Below are 20,163 nucleotides of genomic sequence, written 5' to 3'. Positions count from 1 at the left end.
CACGGTAGATTCAGACAGCACTGATAGAATTTCGCCCCTTTAGCTGGAAGCCCTTATGACGGATCAGCATTCACGCAGCCAGGATGGCGAGCGCGCCTTGTCGCTTGCCACCTTGGCTATCCACGGCGGGCAGTCGCCGGACCCCAGCACCGGCGCGGTCATGCCGCCGATCTACGCCACCTCGACCTATGCACAGTCCAGCCCGGGCGAGCATCAGGGTTTTGAATACTCGCGTACGCATAACCCGACCCGCTTCGCCTACGAGCGCTGCGTGGCCTCGCTGGAAGGCGGCACGCGCGGTTTTGCCTTCGCCTCGGGCATGGCGGCCAGCTCCACCGTGATCGAGTTGCTGGACGCCGGCAGCCACGTGGTGGCGATGGACGATATTTACGGCGGCAGTTTCCGCCTGTTCGAGCGTGTGCGCCGTCGCACCGCCGGGCTGGATTTCAGCTTCGTCGACCTGACCGACCTGGCCGCGTTCGAGGCTGCGATCACGCCCAAGACCAAGATGGTGTGGATCGAGACCCCGACCAACCCGATGCTGAAGATCGTGGACATCGCTGCGGTCGCCGCCATCGCCAAGCGTCATGGCCTGATCGTGGTAGTGGACAACACCTTCGCCTCGCCGATGCTGCAGCGCCCGTTGGCGCTGGGGGCGGACCTGGTGTTGCACTCGGCCACCAAGTACCTCAATGGCCACTCCGACATGGTCGGCGGCATGGTGGTGGTCGGCGACAACGCCGAGCTGGCCGAGCAGATGGCCTTCCTGCAGAACTCCATTGGTGGCGTGCAGGGCCCGTTTGACAGCTTCCTGGCCCTGCGTGGCCTGAAGACCCTGCCGCTGCGCATGAAGGCGCATTGCGCCAACGCGATGGCGCTGGCCACCTGGCTGGAAACCCACCCGGCAGTGGAAAAGGTGATTTACCCGGGCCTGGCCTCGCACCCGCAGCACGCGCTGGCGGGCAAGCAGATGGCCGGCTACGGCGGTATCGTCTCGATCGTGCTCAAGGGCGGTTTTGAAGCGGCCAAGCGTTTCTGCGAACGCACCGAGCTGTTCACCCTGGCCGAATCCCTCGGCGGCGTGGAAAGCCTGGTCAACCACCCGGCGGTGATGACGCACGCCTCGATCCCGGTGGCTCGCCGCGAGCAGTTGGGCATCAGCGATGCGCTGGTGCGGTTGAGCGTGGGGGTTGAGGATGTGGGGGATTTGCGGGTGGATCTGCAGCGTGCGTTGGACTGAATCGATGGCAACTGTCGACGGACGCGGGCCTTTTCGTGATTTTTGGGATCACCGCACCTTGCTTTTACGGATGGTGAAGCGGGATGTAAAGGGGCGTTATCAAGGATCGATCTTTGGTTCATTGTGGTCGTTTGCAACACCGCTACTGTTGCTGGGAGCCTATTGGTTCTTTCTGGGCGTAGTGATGCAGGCGCGGTTTGGAAGTACGCCTCAAGTTGCTTACCCCGTGGTGTTGTTCTCTGGCTTGGTAATCCACCTGTTTTTTTCGGAGGTTATCGGGCGTGCATCGGGTCTGATCTTCGAGCACGCGACGTATGTAAAGAAGGTGGTGTTTCCGTTGAGTGTGTTGCCCTGGATGACACTGGCGACGGCGGTTTTCCATTTGGGTGTAAACCTATCCATCCTGTTGGTGGGCCAACTTCTTATCGTGGGAAGCGTGCCGCCAACTTGGCCGCTCGTCTTTGTTGTACTGCTGCCGACGGTGCCTCTGCTGTTGGGTGTGTCTTGGGGCCTTTCGGCATTCGCGGTATTCCTGCGGGATATCCAGCAGATGGTGCCGCTGGTACTGACACTGATGATGTTTTGCAGTCCAATATTCTTCCCGGTTGAAATGGTGCCCGAAGGCTATCGGCCATTTTTGTACTTGAACCCCACCACAGTAGTCATCCAGGAGGTTCGCGCAGTTGCTATCTATGGTGATCTGCCCAATTTCCAGGTGCTGGGCATCTACTCGCTTGTGGCGCTGCTTGTGATGAGCTGCGGCTATTGGATATTTTCACGCACGCGAAAAGGATTTGCTGATGTGCTCTGATCACATCATTGTTGATGTTGGCCAGGTAGATAAGAGTTTCCTGCTCTACGAGAAGCCTTCGCATCGGCTTTGGCAGATGTTGTTGGGGAAGCGGAAGGAATTCTATCGGGAACATCGGGTGTTGAAAGGAATCACCTTTCAAGTGCCGCGAGGACAGACACTTGGTTTGGTGGGGCGCAATGGTGCGGGTAAGTCAACCCTCCTCAGCATCTTGTGTGGCACGCTTACGCCAAGTTCGGGAAGTGTGGAAGTCCGCGGACGCGTAGCTGCACTCTTGGAATTGGGCGCTGGCTTCAATCCGGAGCTGACCGGTAGGGAGAACATTGATCTATGTGCCCAGATCTATGGGCTCTCGGAAGAGCAGATCCGGAATCGTAGTCCGTCGATCATTAAATTTGCCGATATAGGTGAATACATTGATCGGCCGGTCAAGACTTATTCCAGCGGCATGTTTACCCGCCTTGGTTTTTCTGTTGTCGCCCACGTCGATGCTGATGTGCTGATTGTCGACGAGGCACTTGCCGTCGGCGATGCTTTTTTCGTCCAGAAATGCATGCGTTACCTGCACGCGTTCCGGGAAAATGGCGGTACCTTGGTATTTGTCAGTCACGATATGGGGGCAGTGACAGCGCTGTGCGATCGGGTGATCTGGCTTAAGGATGGGGCGGTTCATATGGATGCGCCGCCGAAAGAAGTGGCTGCTGCCTATCTGGCGGATCTGTATACCCCAGACGCTGAATTGCCCGAGGCTGGTCAACAGCAGCTTTCTGGTTCGGATGAGGATGCGGAAGCAGAAGAGGTCGATGGTCGAGCTGAGTGGTTGAATCACACATCGCTGCGCAATGACATCCAGCTCGCTCCATTCGTTGCGTCGCATGATTTCGGGGTTCGTGGTGCAGAGTTCGTCAAGGGCGGCCTATACGATAGAAATGGTGCTCGATTTACATGGATCGTTGGCGGGGAGCGCGTTGATCTGCGGCTTCGAGTTCGCGCATTGACGGCAATACGTTCATTGATCGTTGGTTTTGTCATCAAGGACCGGCAGGGGCAGCCGTTGTTTGGTGACAATAGTTACCTGACCTATCGTGCTGCTCCGATAGCTGCGGCACCCGGGGATGTTGTTGATTTTTCATTTCAGTTTCGTATGCCAGTGCTTCCCGCAGGCGACTATGCATTGAGCGTCGCGGTTAGTGATGGGGTGCAGGAGGATCATGTCATGCATCAGTGGGTGCACGATGCGATGATTCTCGTCAGTCGGGCCAGTAGCGTTGCGACAGGGTTGATCGGCATCCCGATGCTCGGGATCAGTCATTCGCGGATTGAGAACAAAGGGGGCGAGGGTGCGGAAGAATAACTTCGATGCAGTGCGTATCATCGCGGCGCTAGTGGTGATCTTTGGTCACGCGCACCCGCTGTCGACTCAGCCAGATCCGGTGTTGTTGGGGAATTCTGTGCAGAGTGTTGCGGTAAAGATATTTTTCGTGATCAGCGGATTCTTGGTGGCAAAAAGTTGGTGGTCTGATCCGCATTTGGGTAGATTTCTATTGCGTCGTGGTCTTCGCCTATTTCCCGCGCTAATTGTCCTGCTTGCGTTGACCGTGCTGGTGCTTGGGCCGATGTTTACGACGCTACCCTTGCGTCAGTATGCGATGGACGGCTCAACAATTCGTTACTTTCTTTATAACGTGGTGCTTTATCCAGTCTATGGGTTGCCGGGAGTTTTTTCGGATAACCCATACCCGAATGCGGTGAACGGCTCGCTATGGAGTCTTCCCGTTGAAGTGTCGATGTATCTTCTGCTGCCTGTTCTTGCTGCGATCTCTGCTTTGACAAAGAGCCGTACGGTCTTTGTCATGCTGTCGCTGATCGGGATAGCATTGAGTGTTCGCTATCTACATTCCTCGCCGGCAGAAAATCAGGTGGTCTTGTGGGGTACCGGGTCTCGATCTGTTGCCGATGTAGGGCCTTACTTCTTCCTGGGGGCTATCGTCGCCGCCACGCCTTTGCAGCGGATGCTTGATCCAGGGATGGCGCTGTTTGTGGTCGCGATCGTCGCACTTTTTCAGTTGCCGCAGTATTGGATGCAGCAGCTGGTGCTGATGATTGCGCTCCCCTATGTCGTGCTTTCCTTTGCGACAACGGCCACTGCAAAAATTTCGGAGGCTGGACGCTTTGGTGACCCCTCCTACGGTATCTACCTGTATGGGTTTCCGGTTCAACAGGCATTGTTTGCTGTCGGTGGCCCAAGTATGGGGCCTCTTGAGAACACCGCTTTCGCGGTTCCGATCGTGGTTGCACTTGCATATGCGTCATGGCATGCGGTTGAGAAGCGCGCCCTGACGTTCAAGCCTGTCAAACCTGTAGCACGCGGAATCGTACCTTCGAAGGAAATTACCTCGTCATGAAAGATTGCATCCTGATCACCGGCGGCGCTGGCTTCATTGGTAGCGCGCTCTCCCATCTGCTTCGTGCGGAAGACGCGCGGCCAATTGTTGCTATAGACAACCTTCATCCGCAGGTGCATCCAAGCCGTGCACGCCCAGTCGATCTGCATCCGGATGTGGAGCTGATTGTCGCGGACATTTGCGAGCCTGACACTTGGAATGCCTTCATGGCCGAGTGGCGCCCCTCCCTGGTTGTGCATTTGGCTGCCGAGACCGGCACGGGGCAATCGCTCAGCGAGGCCTCTCGGCATACGCACGTAAACGTCACTGGCACTGCACGTATGCTGGATGCGTTTGCTGCTGCTGGTCACGTGCCGGAGAGGTTCACACTTACCAGTAGCCGCGCGGTATACGGCGAAGGGGTGTGGCGGAATGCGGATGGTGCTTTGATACAGCCGGGGCAGCGTTCCAAGAGGATGCTTGATGAGGCCCAGTGGGATTTTCCCGGTGCGGTCGCGCTGCCGTTCTGTGCGGGCTTCACGCCGCCGAACCCCACCAGCGTCTATGGGGCCACCAAGCTGGCACAGGAGCACATTCTCAATGCGTGGGCGCTGAGTTTTGGCGTGGATGTAGCAATCCTTCGGCTGCAGAACGTGTACGGAGCGGGCCAGTCATTGGATAACCCCTATACCGGTATCGTGTCGCTGTTCTCGCGCTTGGCCAAAGCAGGAAAAAGCATTCCACTGTATGAAGATGGATTGATGAGGCGCGACTTCGTCTATATCAGTGATGTTGCTCGTGCGGTTTTGGCTGCTACGCGCGAACCTTCAGCTGTGGGGCATGTGTTCGATATCGGCTATGGCCAACCATCGACAATTTCCGATCTTGCAACCACGGTTGCCCGCCATTACGGTGCGCCTGCGCCACATGTCTGTGGTAAATACCGCAATGGTGACGTTCGCCATGCGGGATGCGACATTGAGAATTCGCGCCAACTTGGCTGGGTGCCGGAAGTAACAATGGAAGAAGGTGTTGCCCAGCTTTGTAACTGGATTGATGTTCGCCTTTCTGGAGAGACCGTCTGATGGCATCTGAGTCGCTGCCCACTCTGGGTCGCTTGCGTGTGCATTCAATCCTATATGGGAACGAAGCACATCGTATTGATCAGGCAGTTGCGCATTTGGAGCGCGCAGCGCATGTTGCGCTTGCTGCTGGCGTTTTTGATCGCGTCGAGCTGGCGTATGGAGACTGTTCTTCGCGGGATGTACTCCGGGAAACGGTACTTGCGCACAATCAGGGCGAATCTGCACTGGCGGCGGTTGAGTACCATTTCTTTAATGAGAATCTCGGCTCTGCACAAGGGCATAATCGCCTCCTCGATCTGGGCAATTCCGAGTATGTGTTGATCATGAATCCCGACATCATGATGGCACCGAATGCGATCGTGGAGCTTGCTCGGGCTTTCTCCGATCAGAAGGTCGGCATGGCGGAAGCCAAGCAGCTTCCCATTGAGCACCCCAAACAATACGATCCCGCGACAGGTGATACCGCCTGGGCGGCGACGGCTTGCACACTGATTTCTCGTAGGGTTGCCAGCGCACTGGCTGGCTTCGATCACGAGACGTTCTTCCTGTATTGCGATGATGTCGATTTTTCATGGCGTGTGAAGCTTGCTGGCTATCGCGTTGTTTATTGCCCTGCAGCTTCGGCGTTTCACGACAAGCGACTTGGGGAGGGTGGGCAGTGGAGTGTTGGTTGGGCCGAGAAGTATTACTCTGCTGAAGCCGCTATGTTGCTCGCATACAAATACAGCCGAGAGGATCTGGCCGAGCAGATGCTTACGTATTTCGAGAAAAGCGGTGACGCTGTCTGGTTGAAGGCGGCAGAAGAATACACGCGGCGGAAGCAAGCTGGCGAGCTGCCGGAACAACTGGATGCGGCTCACAAAGTTGCAGTTTTCACCAATGGCGCATACGCCAATCACCGGTTCACAATGTGATGGAAATCTACGACAACGGTTTCTCCGACCAGAACGTGTACGGGCATATCGCCGAGCTGTTCGCGCGCTTCCAACCTATTGAGGGTAGTTACTTCCTTGACTTTGGTTGCGGCTTCGGGCGGCTGGCTGAAGTGATCGAGGCGCGACACTCGGTCAAATACGTAGGGTTTGATATCAACCAGCCGGGCTTGGAATCACTTCGAGCACGCGGCTTTGAAGCACACTATGCTGATCTTGGTGATGCGGACGCAGCGTACGATCAATTGCTCAGCGTTTTGCCGAAAGATGCCAAGATTGCAGCGATGTGTACGATTGACACGCTTGAGCATCTCCCCGATCCGCTCTCTGCATTGCGTCTGTATGCCAAGATTGGGCGAGGACAGTCAGTGCCCTTGCTGGTATCCGTACCCAACGCAGCCCATGCTGATATCGGCGCGAAGCTGGCAATAGGCCGCTTCGATTACACCGAAGCTGGCTTGCTAGATCATACCCACATGCAGTATTTCACCAGTGAGCGTTTCACTGCTCTGATGCGTGACGCTGGCTGGCATGAAGTTCATCGTAATGATGTCTCAATGATGAGGAGTGACCAGCATTTTCCTGCGCAACTGCCGGTGCTTGCCACCAAGGCTCCGTTGGCCAAATTGCTGTTTGGGCTGCGTGAGCAGGCTGATGAGTACGGGTATGTAAACCAGTTTGTGCGTGCTTTCCTTCCGGGGCCGATGAGCGCCCAGAGGCATGTCCCCTATGTTGAGGACCGCGAAGCTGAGGGCGCTCCGTTCCTTACGGTTGTCATTCGCACAGTTGGTCGCCGGCTTGAAACATTGCGAGAGTCGCTTCTTTGCCTCTCGGCACAGACAAGCCAAGATTTTGAGGTGGTAATTGCAGGGCACAATCTCGACATCGAACGGCAGATTGCTGTCGAGGGATTGATCGACGAGTTGCAATCCGGGGTCCGGAGCAGGGTGCGCTTGCTTGTTGTGGAGGGCGGCGGGCGTTCGGCTCCGCTGAATGCAGGATTCTTGGCAGCTACTGGTCGATATGTGGCCGCTTTCGATGACGACGATCTGGTTTTTGGCGATTGGGTGGAGACATTCAAGCGGCTGGAAGAGACCAATCCAGGCCAGTTGTTACGTGCCTCGGCCGTGGCGCAGGATTGGGACCGTGTTCGCCGGGGTACTCAGGGCATAGCATCTCGGGCATTAAGCGGTATGCGCGCGTTGTATCCAGATAAATTCGAGTTGCTGGCCCATGTGGTGGAGAACCGCACGCCACTACATTCCATTGCGTTCCCTCGCGTCTTGTTTTCCGATCTTGGCTATCGTTTTGATCCAGAACTTAGCACTGCAGAAGACTGGGATTTGATTATTCGTGTAGCTCCGCTGTCAGGCGTGGCGTCTGCGAAGAACATCACTGCGCTTTATCGTCTTTGGAAAGATGGAGATAACTCAGCGGCCGCGCATGACCAGTTCGAGTGGCAAAGCAATTACTTCAAAACGCTTCGGAAGATCAATGATTCTCCACTGCTGCTGCCGGCGGGATCCGCAGCCAAGCTGCGGCGTATGTACATGACGCTGGAGCGCCTTCAGGGGCGTGTCGATCTCGATCCTGATAGTACTGTCATCGCTGATCCTTCGATGCATGATGCTGAACGAATCGAGCAGCTTCGCGAGCGCTATCATGAATTGATTCACTCGATGTCGTGGCAGTTGACGGCTCCGTTACGCGGTGCCAGCAGATTGTTGCGTAGGCAGCCTAGGGTAAGCCAGCCGAAGGTTTGGGCGATGTCGGAGCAGGACCTGGACTTTCATATTCGCCAGATTCTGGCATCGACGTCTTGGCGATGGGCTGGCGTGCTCAGGGTTTTAAGGCGGAGATAATGAGATGCACGAGCAGCTGATTCATTGGATTGATGTGTGATTAGCTGATCGACCTGCCTTCAGGGAAATGAATTGTGGCTCAGTTTGTACTTATTCTTACATGCTGTCTTTTGGCTTGGCTGAGCGCCCGCTTCGTAAAGGGAGAGGGGGAGTTCTCTATTCCAGCTGGCTTCACAATCTTCTGGGGCATGGTCACATGCGTCGGATATGCGCTTAGTGGGTTGGGATTGTTCGGATCGGCATGGTCATGGGCGAGCGGGCTGGTTATATCCGGCGCAGCTCTGTTTGCCCTGCAACTGTATTTTCCAAAGACTCGATTAAGCTCTCCGTCGCTGCTCGTGCCGTCGGGCCTTTTGAGAGTGGCCGTATGGTGGCTGGCGGCTGTTGCGTTGACCTGTTTCTTCATGCAGCTGCTGATTGTGTTGGCGAGCGCGCCGCATAATAGCGATAGCATGACGTATCACATGCCGCGTGTCGGTTACTACCTGCAGCACGGTACCGTTGCCTGGTTTGAGGCAAATTTCTGGGCTCAGCAGATGCACCTGAAGAACAGTGCGGTCGCGATGAGTCTGCTTGTGCTCGCATCGGATGGCTGGAGTAATGCCGCACAGTTTCTGCAGCTGTCTTCATGGCCGGTATTGGTTGCTGCGTTGTATGGGATATCGATACGGCTTGGGGTTGCTCGATCCGCCGCATTGCTGACCGCGCTTGCTGGCGGACTCATCAATGAAGTGCTGATGCAGGCCACAACAACTCAGGACGATCTGTACATAGCCGCTCTCTGCGCGTGTTATCTCTATGCGGGTATCTGCGTCTTGCAGGGTGGTGGGGCAAAATACTGGTTGCTTGCATTTACATCTGCGGGACTGGCATTTGGTACAAAAAGCAGTGCGCTCTTGCCTGCACTATCAGCCTCTCTGACATTGGCTTGCTTGGCATGGGCAATCGACTCCGAGCGCCGGCTGGGGGAGCGTCTTAGGTCGCTGACTTCTGTTGCGTTGGCTTGTCTGCTTGGTGGTCTAGTATTCGGCATACCTGCGGGTTATCTTGAAAATCAGCGGCTTTATGGCTCCCCTCTCGGGGATGCTGCCGTCATGGCGAGCAAAACGCTTGACGGCGCCAGTATTGGCGATCACTTCCGTCTAGGCGTGGTCAATGCAGGCCGCTTCGCAGTTGATTTTATAGATCCGTCTGGCCTGCCAGCGGATAAACACATTGTCGAGGCCGTGCGAACGGTTCGGGGTTGGGCCGGAGCAGGCTTGCAGGAAGTTGGGGTTGATCTTGCTGAAGCACCTACGCTTGATGGCTCATATGTGCTGAGCGAAGGACGATTTCAGGCTCATGAAGATTTCGCGTACTGGGGGCCTTGGGGATGGCTTTTCTTTCTGCCGCTGACTGCTTTGGCGTTCTGTGTGCAGGGATGGCGTAAAGTGGCGGTGTCGTTGGCGATTGGTTCCGTCTGCTTCTGGGGGCTTCAATCATTTTTGGGTGTATACGACCATTGGCGCGGCCGCTATTTTATTCAGGTTATTATATTCGTCGCTCCAATGGCGGCTGCGGGCGCCGCGTTCTCTTCACGGCAGCGGTTCGGGCGATGTCTACTTGTGATAGTGATTTTGATTTGTAGCGTGGCTTCGGTTGGCGCAATCGTCCGTCGACAGGCATCACCCTGGCTCACCACGCTGAAGATGGACTGGACGCAGCAAGTAACGCGAAACTCCCCTTGGCTCGATCCGGTATTTCGACGAATTGACTCCTTTGTTCCGCAGGAGGCCTCGTTGATCGTTTCATTGAATATGGCATTCAGTGAGTTTCCGCTCTTTGGAGAGCGTATGACCAGATCGTTGTATCCCGCTCCGAATCGGAGGGTGCTGGACGGTCTTCTAGAGAAAAACGTTGCGGATTATATAGTTTTCAATCAGATATTGCTGCCGATGAGCAGCGATTGCTATCTCGGTGGGGGCTACTATTTGCGGCGGACAGATGGACTGCCTGTTAATGGTTGTTCGGTTTCTTGGGTTAAGCGTTTGGCAGATATCGATAAAGTGGCAGATGCCGTGGAAAAATATCGATCCGAACACGGAAGCTATCCGATCTCTCTTGGTTGGGATGGGTTCCAAAGCCGTTGGGGCGATCCCAGCGCGGTATGGGTCAAGAATGTCGCGCCGAGATATATTGCGCAGTTGCCGGTCGCTTCCCGCGAGCGTGCAGATGATTGGGCCATGTATCTCTATCGCTCTGATGGAGTAGATTACAAGCTGATCGTTCTCGCTGCTGATGATGGAGCGGAGGTTAAACGTTATTTTCCTGGGCGGATGGATGATGCCAGAGTAAAAGGCGTATACGGACGTTGGAGTCCGGGCGCCGGGGAGTGGGCTTGGAGCGAAGGGGCATCGTTCAAATGAGATTTGACCTGCCGGTTGACCACCTTCCAGCTTTTTCAATGATTTAGTAGTTAAGAAGTTCGGCGAAACTGATCCCGAGCGGAGAGGTGGTTTGCCAGAACACCGAAGAGCAGAGTGCCTTTGCCCTGTGTCAAGCCGAGGGTGGTACATCGGTCGGTGAGGCGTGTCGAAAGATGTGTAATGCCCCCCCTGAAAATCCGCTCGGGTGTTAGCCCATAGGGGGGGGGATGAGCGAAATGATGGAATAAGAGATCGAGCGCTGGACCGTGCGGCGCAAGTCGGCGGCGGTCCTTGAGATCATTCAGGAAAAGCTGTCGTTAGCTGATGGAAGCCGTCAGTTCAATCTGACCCTGACCGAGATCGAAAGCTGGGTCGAGGACGGTAAGCGCTGCATGGAGAACGCACTGCGAGCCAAGCCGGAGGATGTGCGGGAGCCGTACGAACGCCAGCTCAAGGACCTGCAGGAAGCCTACGGCGAGGCAATGCTGGAGATCCGTGCGAGAAAAGAGCTGGCCTCCTTTCTGGGAAAGGAGGAGAGCTGATGCTTTCGGTCCAGCAGGGCTTGAAGAAAGAGGGTTTCTCGGTGCCGATGACCAAACTATGCCGGTGGTTTGAGGTGGCCCGCCGCACGACGTACTACAAACCCATCCGGGTGCCGGCGAAGGTCAAGGCCGAGCTGGCCGCGCCGATCAAGGAAATGATCGAGGCCGAGCCCTCGTTTGGTTACCGCACAGTGGTCGCGTTGCTTGGCATGAACAAGAACGCGGTGCAGCGCACCTTCCAGCTCAACGGGTGGCAGGTCCGCAAACGGGCGCTGGGGCATCGGCCCAGGATCGAAGCCAATATCTCCCATGCCGAACTTCCGGATCAGCGCTGGGCCACGGACCTGTGTCGTGTATGGGGTGGCATGGATGGCTGGCTGGCTCAGCCTGGCGCTGGTGATCGACTGTCCTACCCGACAACTACTGTACTGTCACGCACCGGCCGGGCCGCCACCGTCTCCGCCGCCCTGGGGCAAGCCCTGATCACGCGCTACAGCACAGTGGGGGAGGGCGGGAGCTTTGTTCTGACAATGGCCTGGTCTTCACCGGTCGCGACTACACCCGACTGATACACAGCTACGGCTTGAAGCAGGAGTTCATCACCCCGCACTGCCCACAGCAAAACGGGATGCTCGAACGCGTTGTATGGACCTTGAAGGAGCAGTGCGCGCATCGACAACGCTTTGAGAGCCAAATTCACGCTCTGCGGATGATTGCTGACGGGATCGCCTTCTACAACCAGCAGCGCCCGCATCAGGCGCTGAAGATGACGAGCCCGGACGCGGCTTACGCCGCTACATTAACCGCGTGACCTGAGCAGAAAGCGGTGGGTCATTACAGATACGTTGAATGCCCGGCGAGAGCGGGCTAAGGATCAATGAGATCCACAATAGGTTCTATGTGCATGTGCCAATTGTAATGATCTGTTGCTTGCGGTGGCGCATACAGTTGCGACCGATAGTAACAAAAAGTGACGACGATGCCGCCCCCGGCATCATATGCTGCTACATTACCTGCTTGTTCTTGGTGGAACTAAGGGGGAATTACTGCTGTTTCACTAGATGGTAAATAGGCGTGGTATCAAGGACGCCGGATAGGCTGTATGGCCCTGTCCAGATGCCCCCTTTTTAAAAGTATTCGCAATGCCGTGGGCTAGCCCCCCACCCGCGCTGGAGTTATGGTCCGGCCGGCGATGATGAGGGTCGTTTCAAATGATTTCAAAGATGCATACTGCAACTCTTGCTCTGTCGATCTTGATTTTGATTGCAAGTCAGTGTATGGACAAGCGTTGCTTTAAAATCAAGTTTTTTCTGTCAGCCGTACTTCTTGTTTCTGTAGTGACCTGGTTCTTTCTGGATACTTTAAGTGGCAACGGATTTGACTACGCCACGCTGTATCATCTTCGAACTGGGTTGACAGGCGCAGGGGTTGGTGATTTCAAATATCAAATTGCGCAATATATGGGCGCTGTCATTGCAGTAATAGCTTTCTCTGCCGGCGCAGCATGGGTTTCAATTCGCTTATCTAGAGTTAGTGGTTTTTTTATTGGGTTGTACAGTGTCGCAGCGGCCGCCATATTTGCGATAAGTCCGTTGACGCTGGACTTTGTTAAGTTGGCTGAGTTTATGAAGGCCGATGATTCTGGCGGTATATCGAAGCTGCAAGCTGAATATGTCAGGCCGGTGGCGAAGGAAAATTCGTTCAAGAAGAAGAATATCGTAATAGTTTACGCAGAGAGCCTCGAGCGTACTTATCTCGATCAGAAATCATTCCCTGGATTGATGCCGAATATACAGCGCCTGGCTGCCGGTGCAAGCGACTACACCGATGTTCGTGCTTCTGATGGGACCGGTTGGACAATCGCCGGTATTGTCGCATCAATGTGCGGTGTGCCGCTTACTGTCTGGAGACCGGAAGACGCCAACGAGCTCGGTAGATTGAACAATTTCCTTCCGGGCGCATCTTGCATCAGCGATTTCCTGTCAACGGCGGGCTATAGCTTGGAATTTATGGGTGGCGCAGATAGTGAGTTCGCCGGGAAAGCCAAATTCCTGTCGGGGCATGGTTTTACCTCGGTTCGTGATAGAAACTATTTCAAAGGCATGAACCTGCCTGCTCAGGATTTCTCCAGTTGGGGGCTTCACGATGATGTTCTACTTGAACAAGCGGGCACTCGGTTCGATGAACTATCTGGAAAAGATTCCCCGTTTCTGTTAAGCGTTCTTACACTTGATACTCATCACCCTAGTGGCCATGTTCCAAAGGCTTGCGGTGACATGGAGTATGCAGGACTTGATGAAAGGTTCCCGATTCTGGATGCGGTCGCGTGTTCTGATCTGCTGATTTCTCGCTTTGTTGACAGAATACTAGCGGGGCCTTACGCGAACGACACGATAGTGGTGCTGCTGTCCGACCATCTCGGGATGCCGAATGATGCGCGAAAGATCCTCGAATCGATGGATCGTCGTAATTTGTTGCTGCTCTTTGATTCAGACATCGCTGCAGGAAAAGTTTCCGCACCCGCAACCAGCGTGGACGTCGGTGCGATACTGCTTTCTGCATTGACCGGGAGTGATGCTGGGGTAGGCTTTGGTCGCGTGCCACAGGGGGGGGCGTCTGACGGACTATCCAGGGCGCTGTTCGAAGGCGAGGACGTCGGTCATTACCATGCATTCGCGCAGGGTCTTTGGCAGCTTGATAAAGGAAACGCTGTTCATCTTTTAAAAGACGGTCTCCTGAAAGTCGGAAATCAGGAAATATCACCTCCATTCAGTTTGGTGATTGGGGATGGGGGGCGGGCGAATGAATTATCGCTGGGTGCTGATGTTTCCGAAATGACTTCGCGGGGCGTTGATTGGGTTTACGTCAATTATTGTGCTGCCTTTGGTCCGGATACTCCCGCTGAGTTATGTGCTCTGGAGTCTACTGCAACTGGAGAGCAATACCTTTATAAACAAAAAGATCTGGTGCGCGGGATTGATTTTAGACGCGACCGACCTGTGACAAGAAAAGCGCAGGTTAAGATAAGCAGTGGCTTTATCGTGCGCAATCACTTTGAAAGTGACTATCCGTACCTGATCAAGGGCGTGGTCGACAAAGGTAGCGTTTTCTCCCCGCTTGAGGAGGGGGTTCTTTTCAACGGCCCATTTGTAAAGATGCCAGCGGGAAAGTATCGTGTGATTGTGAATGGCCGGGCATCAGCCGCATCATCTGCGTGGGCAGATGTTATTGCAGATGGCGGAGGGTTGGTGCTTGCCCGCGGGCCTCTGCGCTCTTCTGATGCCCAGTCCTATGATATATATCGCGAAGATTTCAATATCGACAAGGATGTTGAAAATCTAGAGGTTCGCGTTTATGTCGGCAAGGAAGATGCGGTTCGTGTCGATAGTTTTTCCGTGGTTCCGCTCTGAGTGTTTCTGTTGAGAGGGTGCGCTGGGCTGAAGTCGGCGTAGTCCATGCCGACAGGGCGGTTTTCCGTCGTGTCGGCATATTTCAAGATAATTGCTGCCGTTAGGCGGCGGGCGTTATGTCCATTTCGCTGAGGTTGGGGTGGCTACCGCACGCCGTGTTCTGCTGCGAAAATATTCAATCGCTCGTGCTAAGAACTGGGGCCTGCTCAAGATGAGTAGCGCGTTTGCGCTGATCAGTAAGCAGTTGCATTGCGACGATTGCAGGCAGCAGCATAATAAACGGAGCAAGGTGCTTCTCAAACTCGTAGTATCCATCGCCCAAGACCACAAAAAGAGGAGCCCCAATGCAGAAGTATAGGGTCGCGAACAGGGAGGATTTGTTCGGCCGTAGGGCAAACAATGTCAATAGCGTTATACAGGCAAGCTGAAAGGCAGGTTCTGCCAGGGTTGCCAGCATGGGACCCGTAGCTCTTTTGTTGATATCGGGACGAAGGTGTCTGAGCGAATAATCCGACCGCCATGCCATTGCAATCGTATTGCTCAATAAGTATTTGGCAATCGTGGCATGAGTCACGACGTCACGTAAGTACCTGCTCGGTCTGCCGCGTTCAAGCGCTTCCTTGATCTGCTGAACGCGAGCGGCTGTGGTGCCGGGAGTCCAGCGCTCTGAGGAAATCTGGACGCCTGTCGGCCAGTAGCTCTCTCCCAGTAAAGGCATAGTGGCATCCGCCTCGAACTTCATTGTTCTCTTTTGCAGCAAGGGCCTGTTTTCTTGAAAGTATGCGAGACGTTCTTCGAATGTGCTTGCGGGCCAGCTGGCGGATGATTGCAGGGCCCAGCCGATCCCGTTATAAGCACGATTGAAATTATTGACAGCCGACATTCCCCCCGTGTTCGAAAGGTGAACTTGGTAGCTCATACATACCGTAACAAGAAGCGCGCTGGCAGCGATTCTCGACCGCACGCGAGGGGTGGTTCTATTGGTTGTCGGGGAAAGCAAGATGAATACTGTCAGAGGAAGGAAATAGAGCATTTGCGCTTTGCAGAGCAAGATTGCCGTGGCGCTGACGAGGTAAAGAGCCAGTTTGCCCTTTGTTCTGAGACTTATGACCCCCGCGGTAAATAGTGGGCAAAGCGCCAGTACAAGGGCCTCTTCGTAGAGCGATCTGAAGTAGGCTGAGTAAACCGTCAGGCAGAGGCACAAGCTGAAGATGATAACCAGACCTGGCTTATGGTCGGGGAACGACTGCCCTATTTGTTTGACCAGAAATAAAGTACCGATCCAGAAAATTGTAAGCAATGCCGACACCAATAGCCCCATCGGCATGTGTCCGGCGTTGGCTGACTTGGCCAGCCATCCTGCCGTAAAGCCGGTGGCAGCCATCAATGAATCAGGCGCGACTTTAGGAGCTGCATCAAAAGAGTAGCTATCTTCCAGTGCCCGCCAACCAACGGTTGTTATTGGCATGGATTGGTGAACGCGAAGATAATCGCCATTATTTACCATTCCCGATTTCGGAAAGGCAATTAGCGATACCAATAAAACCAATGCAAGTAATAGGTAGGGGTAGATTGATGAGTGCTTTGCCGTTTTGTAACTCATTTATCGAAATACGAGTCGTCGGTCCAGCTGATACTTGACTGCGTAGCCTATTGTCAGTCCGACTATCCCACCTAGGTAGCGCATAAGGTCAGATTCGAATGCAAACGCGAACATCAGCTCAGTTGCCCAGAAAATTGAAGTTGTAATCAGGCCTGTTGCAGCGTAGAGGAGGAACGTGGTCACGCCTTCCCTGGTGTTCTGACTGACGTGTGAAAATACTATTTTCTTGTCAAGGATGTACTTGCAAAGAAGGCCCGCCGCAGTGCCGGTCAGTATCGATACGGGGATGGAGTTGGGTCCAGAATAGATTGCTGTCGCAATTGCTTGAGCGCCGATATTGACTGCGATGGAGATGACGGCGAATGCGAAGTACAGAACTATAAGCGTATTGCGTGTCACAGCTTTATCCGGCGAAAGATGGGTTCAGGAATATTCTTGATGATCTGCATGATTCCCCACCAAAACCACGGTAGATAAGCCACTGATTTGCGCCGGTCAATTGCCGAGATTATTCCGTGAGCGACACTCTCCGGGCTCGCCCAAAGCGGGCCTTTTTTAAAAGAGGCGGTCATAGGCGTATCAACGAAGCCTGGCTTGATCGTCAATACATTGATTCCTTGACTTTGCAGGCGCTGTCCAAGTCCGCTCAAATAGGCAGTGACAGCGGCCTTTGCGCTGCCATAGATATAGTTGCTTGATCGTCCGCGATCACCTGCGACCGAGGAAATTACGGCGAGGGTGCCGCCTGTCTGCAGGAAAGCGGAGGCTGTATTCGACAGTGCAATGGTCGCTGTTCCGTTGATGTGGAATTCCTGCAAAGCCAAAGTGGTCGATTCTTCACATGTCGCTTGGCACGGTAGCGTGCCGTGCGCGATCAATACTATGTCGATGCCACCCATTGACAGGTTTGCATTCTGAATCATCTCTTCATGAGCAGCTACTTCTGCGACATCCATCAGGTGAATGTGGCAATGCGCCGCGCCACGTACCTGTAAGTCAGCACGAATGATGTTCAATCTCTCTTCATTGCGACCTACGAGGTAAAGGCTTGCGTTACGCTGGGCGTAACGACGCGCGGTCGCCTCAGCGATGGCTGAAGTCGCGCCTATGATTAGAACTCTTTGCATGATTGCTCCATTACACGGCGCCAGAAGCCAGAGGAAAAGCGCGGATCGATATGCGCCGCGAAATCGGTGAGGTGTTTCTCATAACCAGAAGCAAAAAGGGCTGGCGGCATCCGTGCATCTTTAGCTGGATACAGTGTGCCGCCTGCGATGGTGACGATTGAGTCAAGTCGATCAAGAAGCCTGAATACGTCGGGTCCCGTGTTTGGGAAATCCAGTGCCAAGGTTGCGCCTGGCCGGGGGAAAGAAAGCATGCCTATTGCCGGGATATTTCCGAACTCTTTTAGTACGGCAAGAAATGACCCCAGGCCGGCGCGCGAGATCTCCGCCAGCAATTCGGAAACAGCATTGTGAGCTTGATCCGGTGGTAAAACACATTGATACTGGAGAAAACCCCGCGGGCCGTACATCCGATTCCAATGGGCAATACCATCCAACGGATAAAAATAACTCTGGTAGTGGGCGAATGAACGTTTACTGCGCGATAATTGCCGCCAATAGTAGGCGGTGTTGAACGGGCGCAACGTAATTCTGTTTACCAGTGATATAGGTGGAGTTACTGGAATGGAGATTTTTTGGGCAGAGCCGGGAGTTGAAGATAAGCCAGGGCCGGTGGCGTGATCAGCGCGGATGAAATGACCTCTTCCTGCGCGCTTGCCGGACGCAAGGCAGTCTATCCAAGCGACCGTGTATTCGTATGTTTCGCTGGACGCCTTGGATAAAAGGAAAAATTCATCGAGCGTGTCGAAACGAATCGATTCGGCTTCCATCCAAGGGCCGGGGACTTGCCGAAGTTGGATTTCTGCCCAGGTAATCATGCCGGTCAAACCAAGGCCACCCACCGTCGCCGCAAAAAGGCCGCTGCGGTCAATTGGCGTTAGTGTCTGTCGGGACCCATCACTGCGGAGCAGTTCCAATGCCAGGATATGATTGCCAAAACTCCCGGCGCGATGATGGTTTTTTCCATGCACATCATTGGCGATTGCGCCGCCCACAGTGACGAATCGGGTGCCGGGAGTAACAGGTAGGAACCAGCCTAGTGGCAAGGCCAGCTCAATGATCTCCGATAGGGTAACTCCGGCCTCGCAGCGAATGATGCCACTGCTGCGGTCGAAAGAAATCATGTGGTCGAGGCTGCGGCCTGTCAGTATGGTATTGCCGGGGTTCAGGCAGCTGTCACCGTAACTTCTGGCGTTGCCTTGCGTCAGCAACGAACCCTCTACTTGAGGCAATTGGGCACTCCTGGAAAGCAGCGGGACGATGCGCTGCTTTACCAACGGGTAGTTTCCCCAAGATCTTCCGGCTGTTCTCATATTGCGATAAATGCAACGACTACCGCAATGGCAGCTACCAACTGGCTTGTTCGGTCGGTTGCCGCGAAGACAATCGGATCGTCATGCATTTCGCCTCGATGTGCTATCACCCAAGCCCTGCTCATCCAATAGAGGAAGACAGGGCACAGCAGCCACAGCAGCTGCGGATGGCGATAAAGTTGCAGGCTCTCGGGGCTATTTATATACAGGGCCAGTACCATCACCGCGATATAGCCTGATGCAGCACCGAGCGATTGCACGAGTGGCAGGTCGGTCACACCATAGCCACGACCAATTGCTTGCTTTTTGCCGTTGGCGAGCGCGGATTCCAGCTCCGTGTAGCGTTTCAACAGCGCAAGGCTTAGGAATGCAAACATGGAAAATGCGAGCAACCAGAATGACAGCGTGGCGCCAATTGCGATCGCGCCGCCAATGATTCTGATTGTGTAGAGAGAGGCCAGTAGTACAACATCAATCATTACGATGCGCTTTAGCTTTAGTGAGTAGCTCAATGTCAGTATGTAGTAGCAAGCCAGCACCAAGGTGAACTGCAGGTTGCAGGCAGATGCTAACGCGAAGCCGGCCACGGTTAGTAGTGGGGCCGCCACTAGTCCACTTAATAGCGGTATCTGTCCAGATGCGAAAGGACGCTTTCGTTTGCGTAGATGTTGACGATCCGCAGAGAGGTCCAACAGGTCATTCAGTACGTACACCCCTGAAGCGCACAAGCTGAAAGCCATGAAGGCTATGAGGCTGGCCGTCAAGGAGCTTACGTCGAAGAAAAGATGCGCGGTCAGTACCGGTATGAATACGAGAAGATTCTTAAGCCATTGATGGACTCGACAAGCCTTTATCCACACGCGGAGCCCGCCAGTTTCAGGTGGGAGGTAGTCGCTAATTCGCGTTATTTTTGCAGCTTTGCTGGCCAGTGAAGCTGGAGCGTTGACTACCAGTGCGGACGCTGCATGCTTCCAGACGTGCAAATCAACAGTTCCGTTGCCGGCGTAATCAAAGTTACGCTCTCCGAAGCGCTCGACCAGCGCCCGTGCTTTGTTCGCACCGGCCAGATTGCGCGTGCCATCACTGGAGAGGGTCTGCTCAAACAAACCCAGGTGATCGGCGATGGGCGTGACAAGGAGTTCATCGGATGCGGTACAAAGTACGCGCGGGCGCTGTGAAGTCGTCCGTAGTAGTTCCAGCACCCGCTGGTCATATGGCAAAAGCTCAGGGGGCAAAGTCACCCTTTTGGCAAGCTCTCGTTTGAGAGCGGACTTGCCTCTAAGCAACCAGAACGGCAGCAAGAACGCGTAGAGGGGGTTGCGCGCAAATAAAGTTAGGAGTGACTCGTACAGAACGTCTGAAAGCAAGAGCGTACCGTCGAGATCTATACAAAGGGCGTGATCACGCAGATTCGCAGGAGGGTCTTCCTGCTCGATCTCAGTGTTTTGGCTG

At 54.5% G+C, this 20,163-nt stretch carries 17 protein-coding genes; 12 read left to right on the top strand and 5 right to left on the bottom strand.

The window, feature by feature from the left end:
- The first annotated feature begins 55 nt into the window (after nucleotides 1-55).
- From RT131_RS10005 to RT131_RS09950, 12 genes are all read left to right on the top strand, one after another.
- Nucleotides 56-1,240: a cystathionine gamma-synthase gene (locus RT131_RS10005; RefSeq protein ID WP_313172532.1), complete on the top strand. Its 1,185-nt coding sequence runs from the start codon at nucleotides 56-58 to the stop codon at nucleotides 1,238-1,240.
- Nucleotides 1,241-1,244: 4 nt separating this feature from the next.
- A complete protein-coding gene (locus tag RT131_RS10000) occupies nucleotides 1,245-2,051 on the top strand; it encodes an ABC transporter permease (RefSeq protein WP_313172530.1) in 807 nt (268 codons plus the stop codon).
- A complete protein-coding gene (locus RT131_RS09995; RefSeq protein ID WP_313172527.1) occupies nucleotides 2,041-3,405 on the top strand; it encodes an ABC transporter ATP-binding protein in 1,365 nt (454 codons plus the stop codon). The genes RT131_RS10000 and RT131_RS09995 overlap by 11 nt, the downstream gene beginning before the upstream one ends.
- A complete protein-coding gene (locus tag RT131_RS09990; RefSeq protein WP_313172525.1) occupies nucleotides 3,392-4,456 on the top strand; it encodes an acyltransferase in 1,065 nt (354 codons plus the stop codon). Before RT131_RS09995 ends, RT131_RS09990 begins: the two co-directional genes overlap by 14 nt.
- On the top strand, nucleotides 4,453-5,520 hold the full coding sequence (locus RT131_RS09985; protein ID WP_313172523.1) for an NAD(P)-dependent oxidoreductase: 1,068 nt from the start codon (nucleotides 4,453-4,455) through the stop codon (nucleotides 5,518-5,520). Before RT131_RS09990 ends, RT131_RS09985 begins: the two co-directional genes overlap by 4 nt.
- A complete protein-coding gene (locus RT131_RS09980; protein ID WP_313172521.1) occupies nucleotides 5,520-6,434 on the top strand; it encodes a glycosyltransferase family 2 protein in 915 nt (304 codons plus the stop codon). Before RT131_RS09985 ends, RT131_RS09980 begins: the two co-directional genes overlap by 1 nt.
- On the top strand, nucleotides 6,434-8,314 hold the full coding sequence (locus RT131_RS09975) for a methyltransferase domain-containing protein (protein WP_313172519.1): 1,881 nt from the start codon (nucleotides 6,434-6,436) through the stop codon (nucleotides 8,312-8,314). Before RT131_RS09980 ends, RT131_RS09975 begins: the two co-directional genes overlap by 1 nt.
- Nucleotides 8,315-8,388: 74 nt before the next feature.
- A complete protein-coding gene (locus RT131_RS09970) occupies nucleotides 8,389-10,719 on the top strand; it encodes a hypothetical protein (RefSeq protein ID WP_313172517.1) in 2,331 nt (776 codons plus the stop codon).
- A gap of 251 nt (nucleotides 10,720-10,970) precedes the next feature.
- The gene (locus RT131_RS09965; protein WP_313172671.1) at nucleotides 10,971-11,261 is read left to right on the top strand and encodes a DUF1153 domain-containing protein; all 291 of its coding nucleotides are present in this window, start codon (nucleotides 10,971-10,973) and stop codon (nucleotides 11,259-11,261) included.
- Nucleotides 11,261-11,830 carry a hypothetical protein gene (locus RT131_RS09960; protein ID WP_313172515.1) on the top strand — a complete coding sequence of 190 codons (570 nt, stop codon included), beginning with the start codon at nucleotides 11,261-11,263 and terminating at the stop codon, nucleotides 11,828-11,830. Before RT131_RS09965 ends, RT131_RS09960 begins: the two co-directional genes overlap by 1 nt.
- Before the next feature lie 14 nt (nucleotides 11,831-11,844).
- Complete coding sequence (locus tag RT131_RS09955; protein WP_313172512.1) at nucleotides 11,845-12,072, top strand: integrase core domain-containing protein; 228 nt, start codon at nucleotides 11,845-11,847, stop codon at nucleotides 12,070-12,072.
- A gap of 412 nt (nucleotides 12,073-12,484) precedes the next feature.
- Nucleotides 12,485-14,671: a sulfatase-like hydrolase/transferase gene (locus RT131_RS09950; protein WP_313172510.1), complete on the top strand. Its 2,187-nt coding sequence runs from the start codon at nucleotides 12,485-12,487 to the stop codon at nucleotides 14,669-14,671.
- Between the two features lie 175 nt (nucleotides 14,672-14,846).
- On the opposite strand, the gene RT131_RS09945 is transcribed toward RT131_RS09950, so the two are convergent.
- From RT131_RS09945 to RT131_RS09925, 5 genes are read right to left on the bottom strand one after another with little or no spacing between them, the layout of a single operon-like run.
- On the bottom strand, nucleotides 14,847-16,274 hold the full coding sequence (locus tag RT131_RS09945) for a hypothetical protein (protein ID WP_313172507.1): 1,428 nt from the start codon (nucleotides 16,272-16,274) through the stop codon (nucleotides 14,847-14,849).
- On the bottom strand, nucleotides 16,275-16,673 hold the full coding sequence (locus RT131_RS09940; RefSeq protein ID WP_313172505.1) for a GtrA family protein: 399 nt from the start codon (nucleotides 16,671-16,673) through the stop codon (nucleotides 16,275-16,277). It abuts the gene before it with no gap.
- Complete coding sequence (locus RT131_RS09935; protein WP_313172503.1) at nucleotides 16,670-17,401, bottom strand: SDR family oxidoreductase; 732 nt, start codon at nucleotides 17,399-17,401, stop codon at nucleotides 16,670-16,672. Before RT131_RS09935 ends, RT131_RS09940 begins: the two co-directional genes overlap by 4 nt.
- Nucleotides 17,386-18,711, bottom strand: coding sequence for an FAD-binding oxidoreductase (locus tag RT131_RS09930; RefSeq protein ID WP_313172501.1), 1,326 nt, complete (start codon nucleotides 18,709-18,711; stop codon nucleotides 17,386-17,388). The genes RT131_RS09935 and RT131_RS09930 overlap by 16 nt, the downstream gene beginning before the upstream one ends.
- Complete coding sequence (locus RT131_RS09925) at nucleotides 18,708-20,099, bottom strand: UbiA family prenyltransferase (protein ID WP_313172669.1); 1,392 nt, start codon at nucleotides 20,097-20,099, stop codon at nucleotides 18,708-18,710. The genes RT131_RS09930 and RT131_RS09925 overlap by 4 nt, the downstream gene beginning before the upstream one ends.
- Nucleotides 20,100-20,163: the final 64 nt, after the last annotated feature.

Source organism: Stenotrophomonas sp. (assembly GCF_032066555.1).
GTDB lineage: Bacteria > Pseudomonadota > Gammaproteobacteria > Xanthomonadales > Xanthomonadaceae > Stenotrophomonas.
This window is presented reverse-complemented; position numbering and strand designations above follow the sequence as displayed.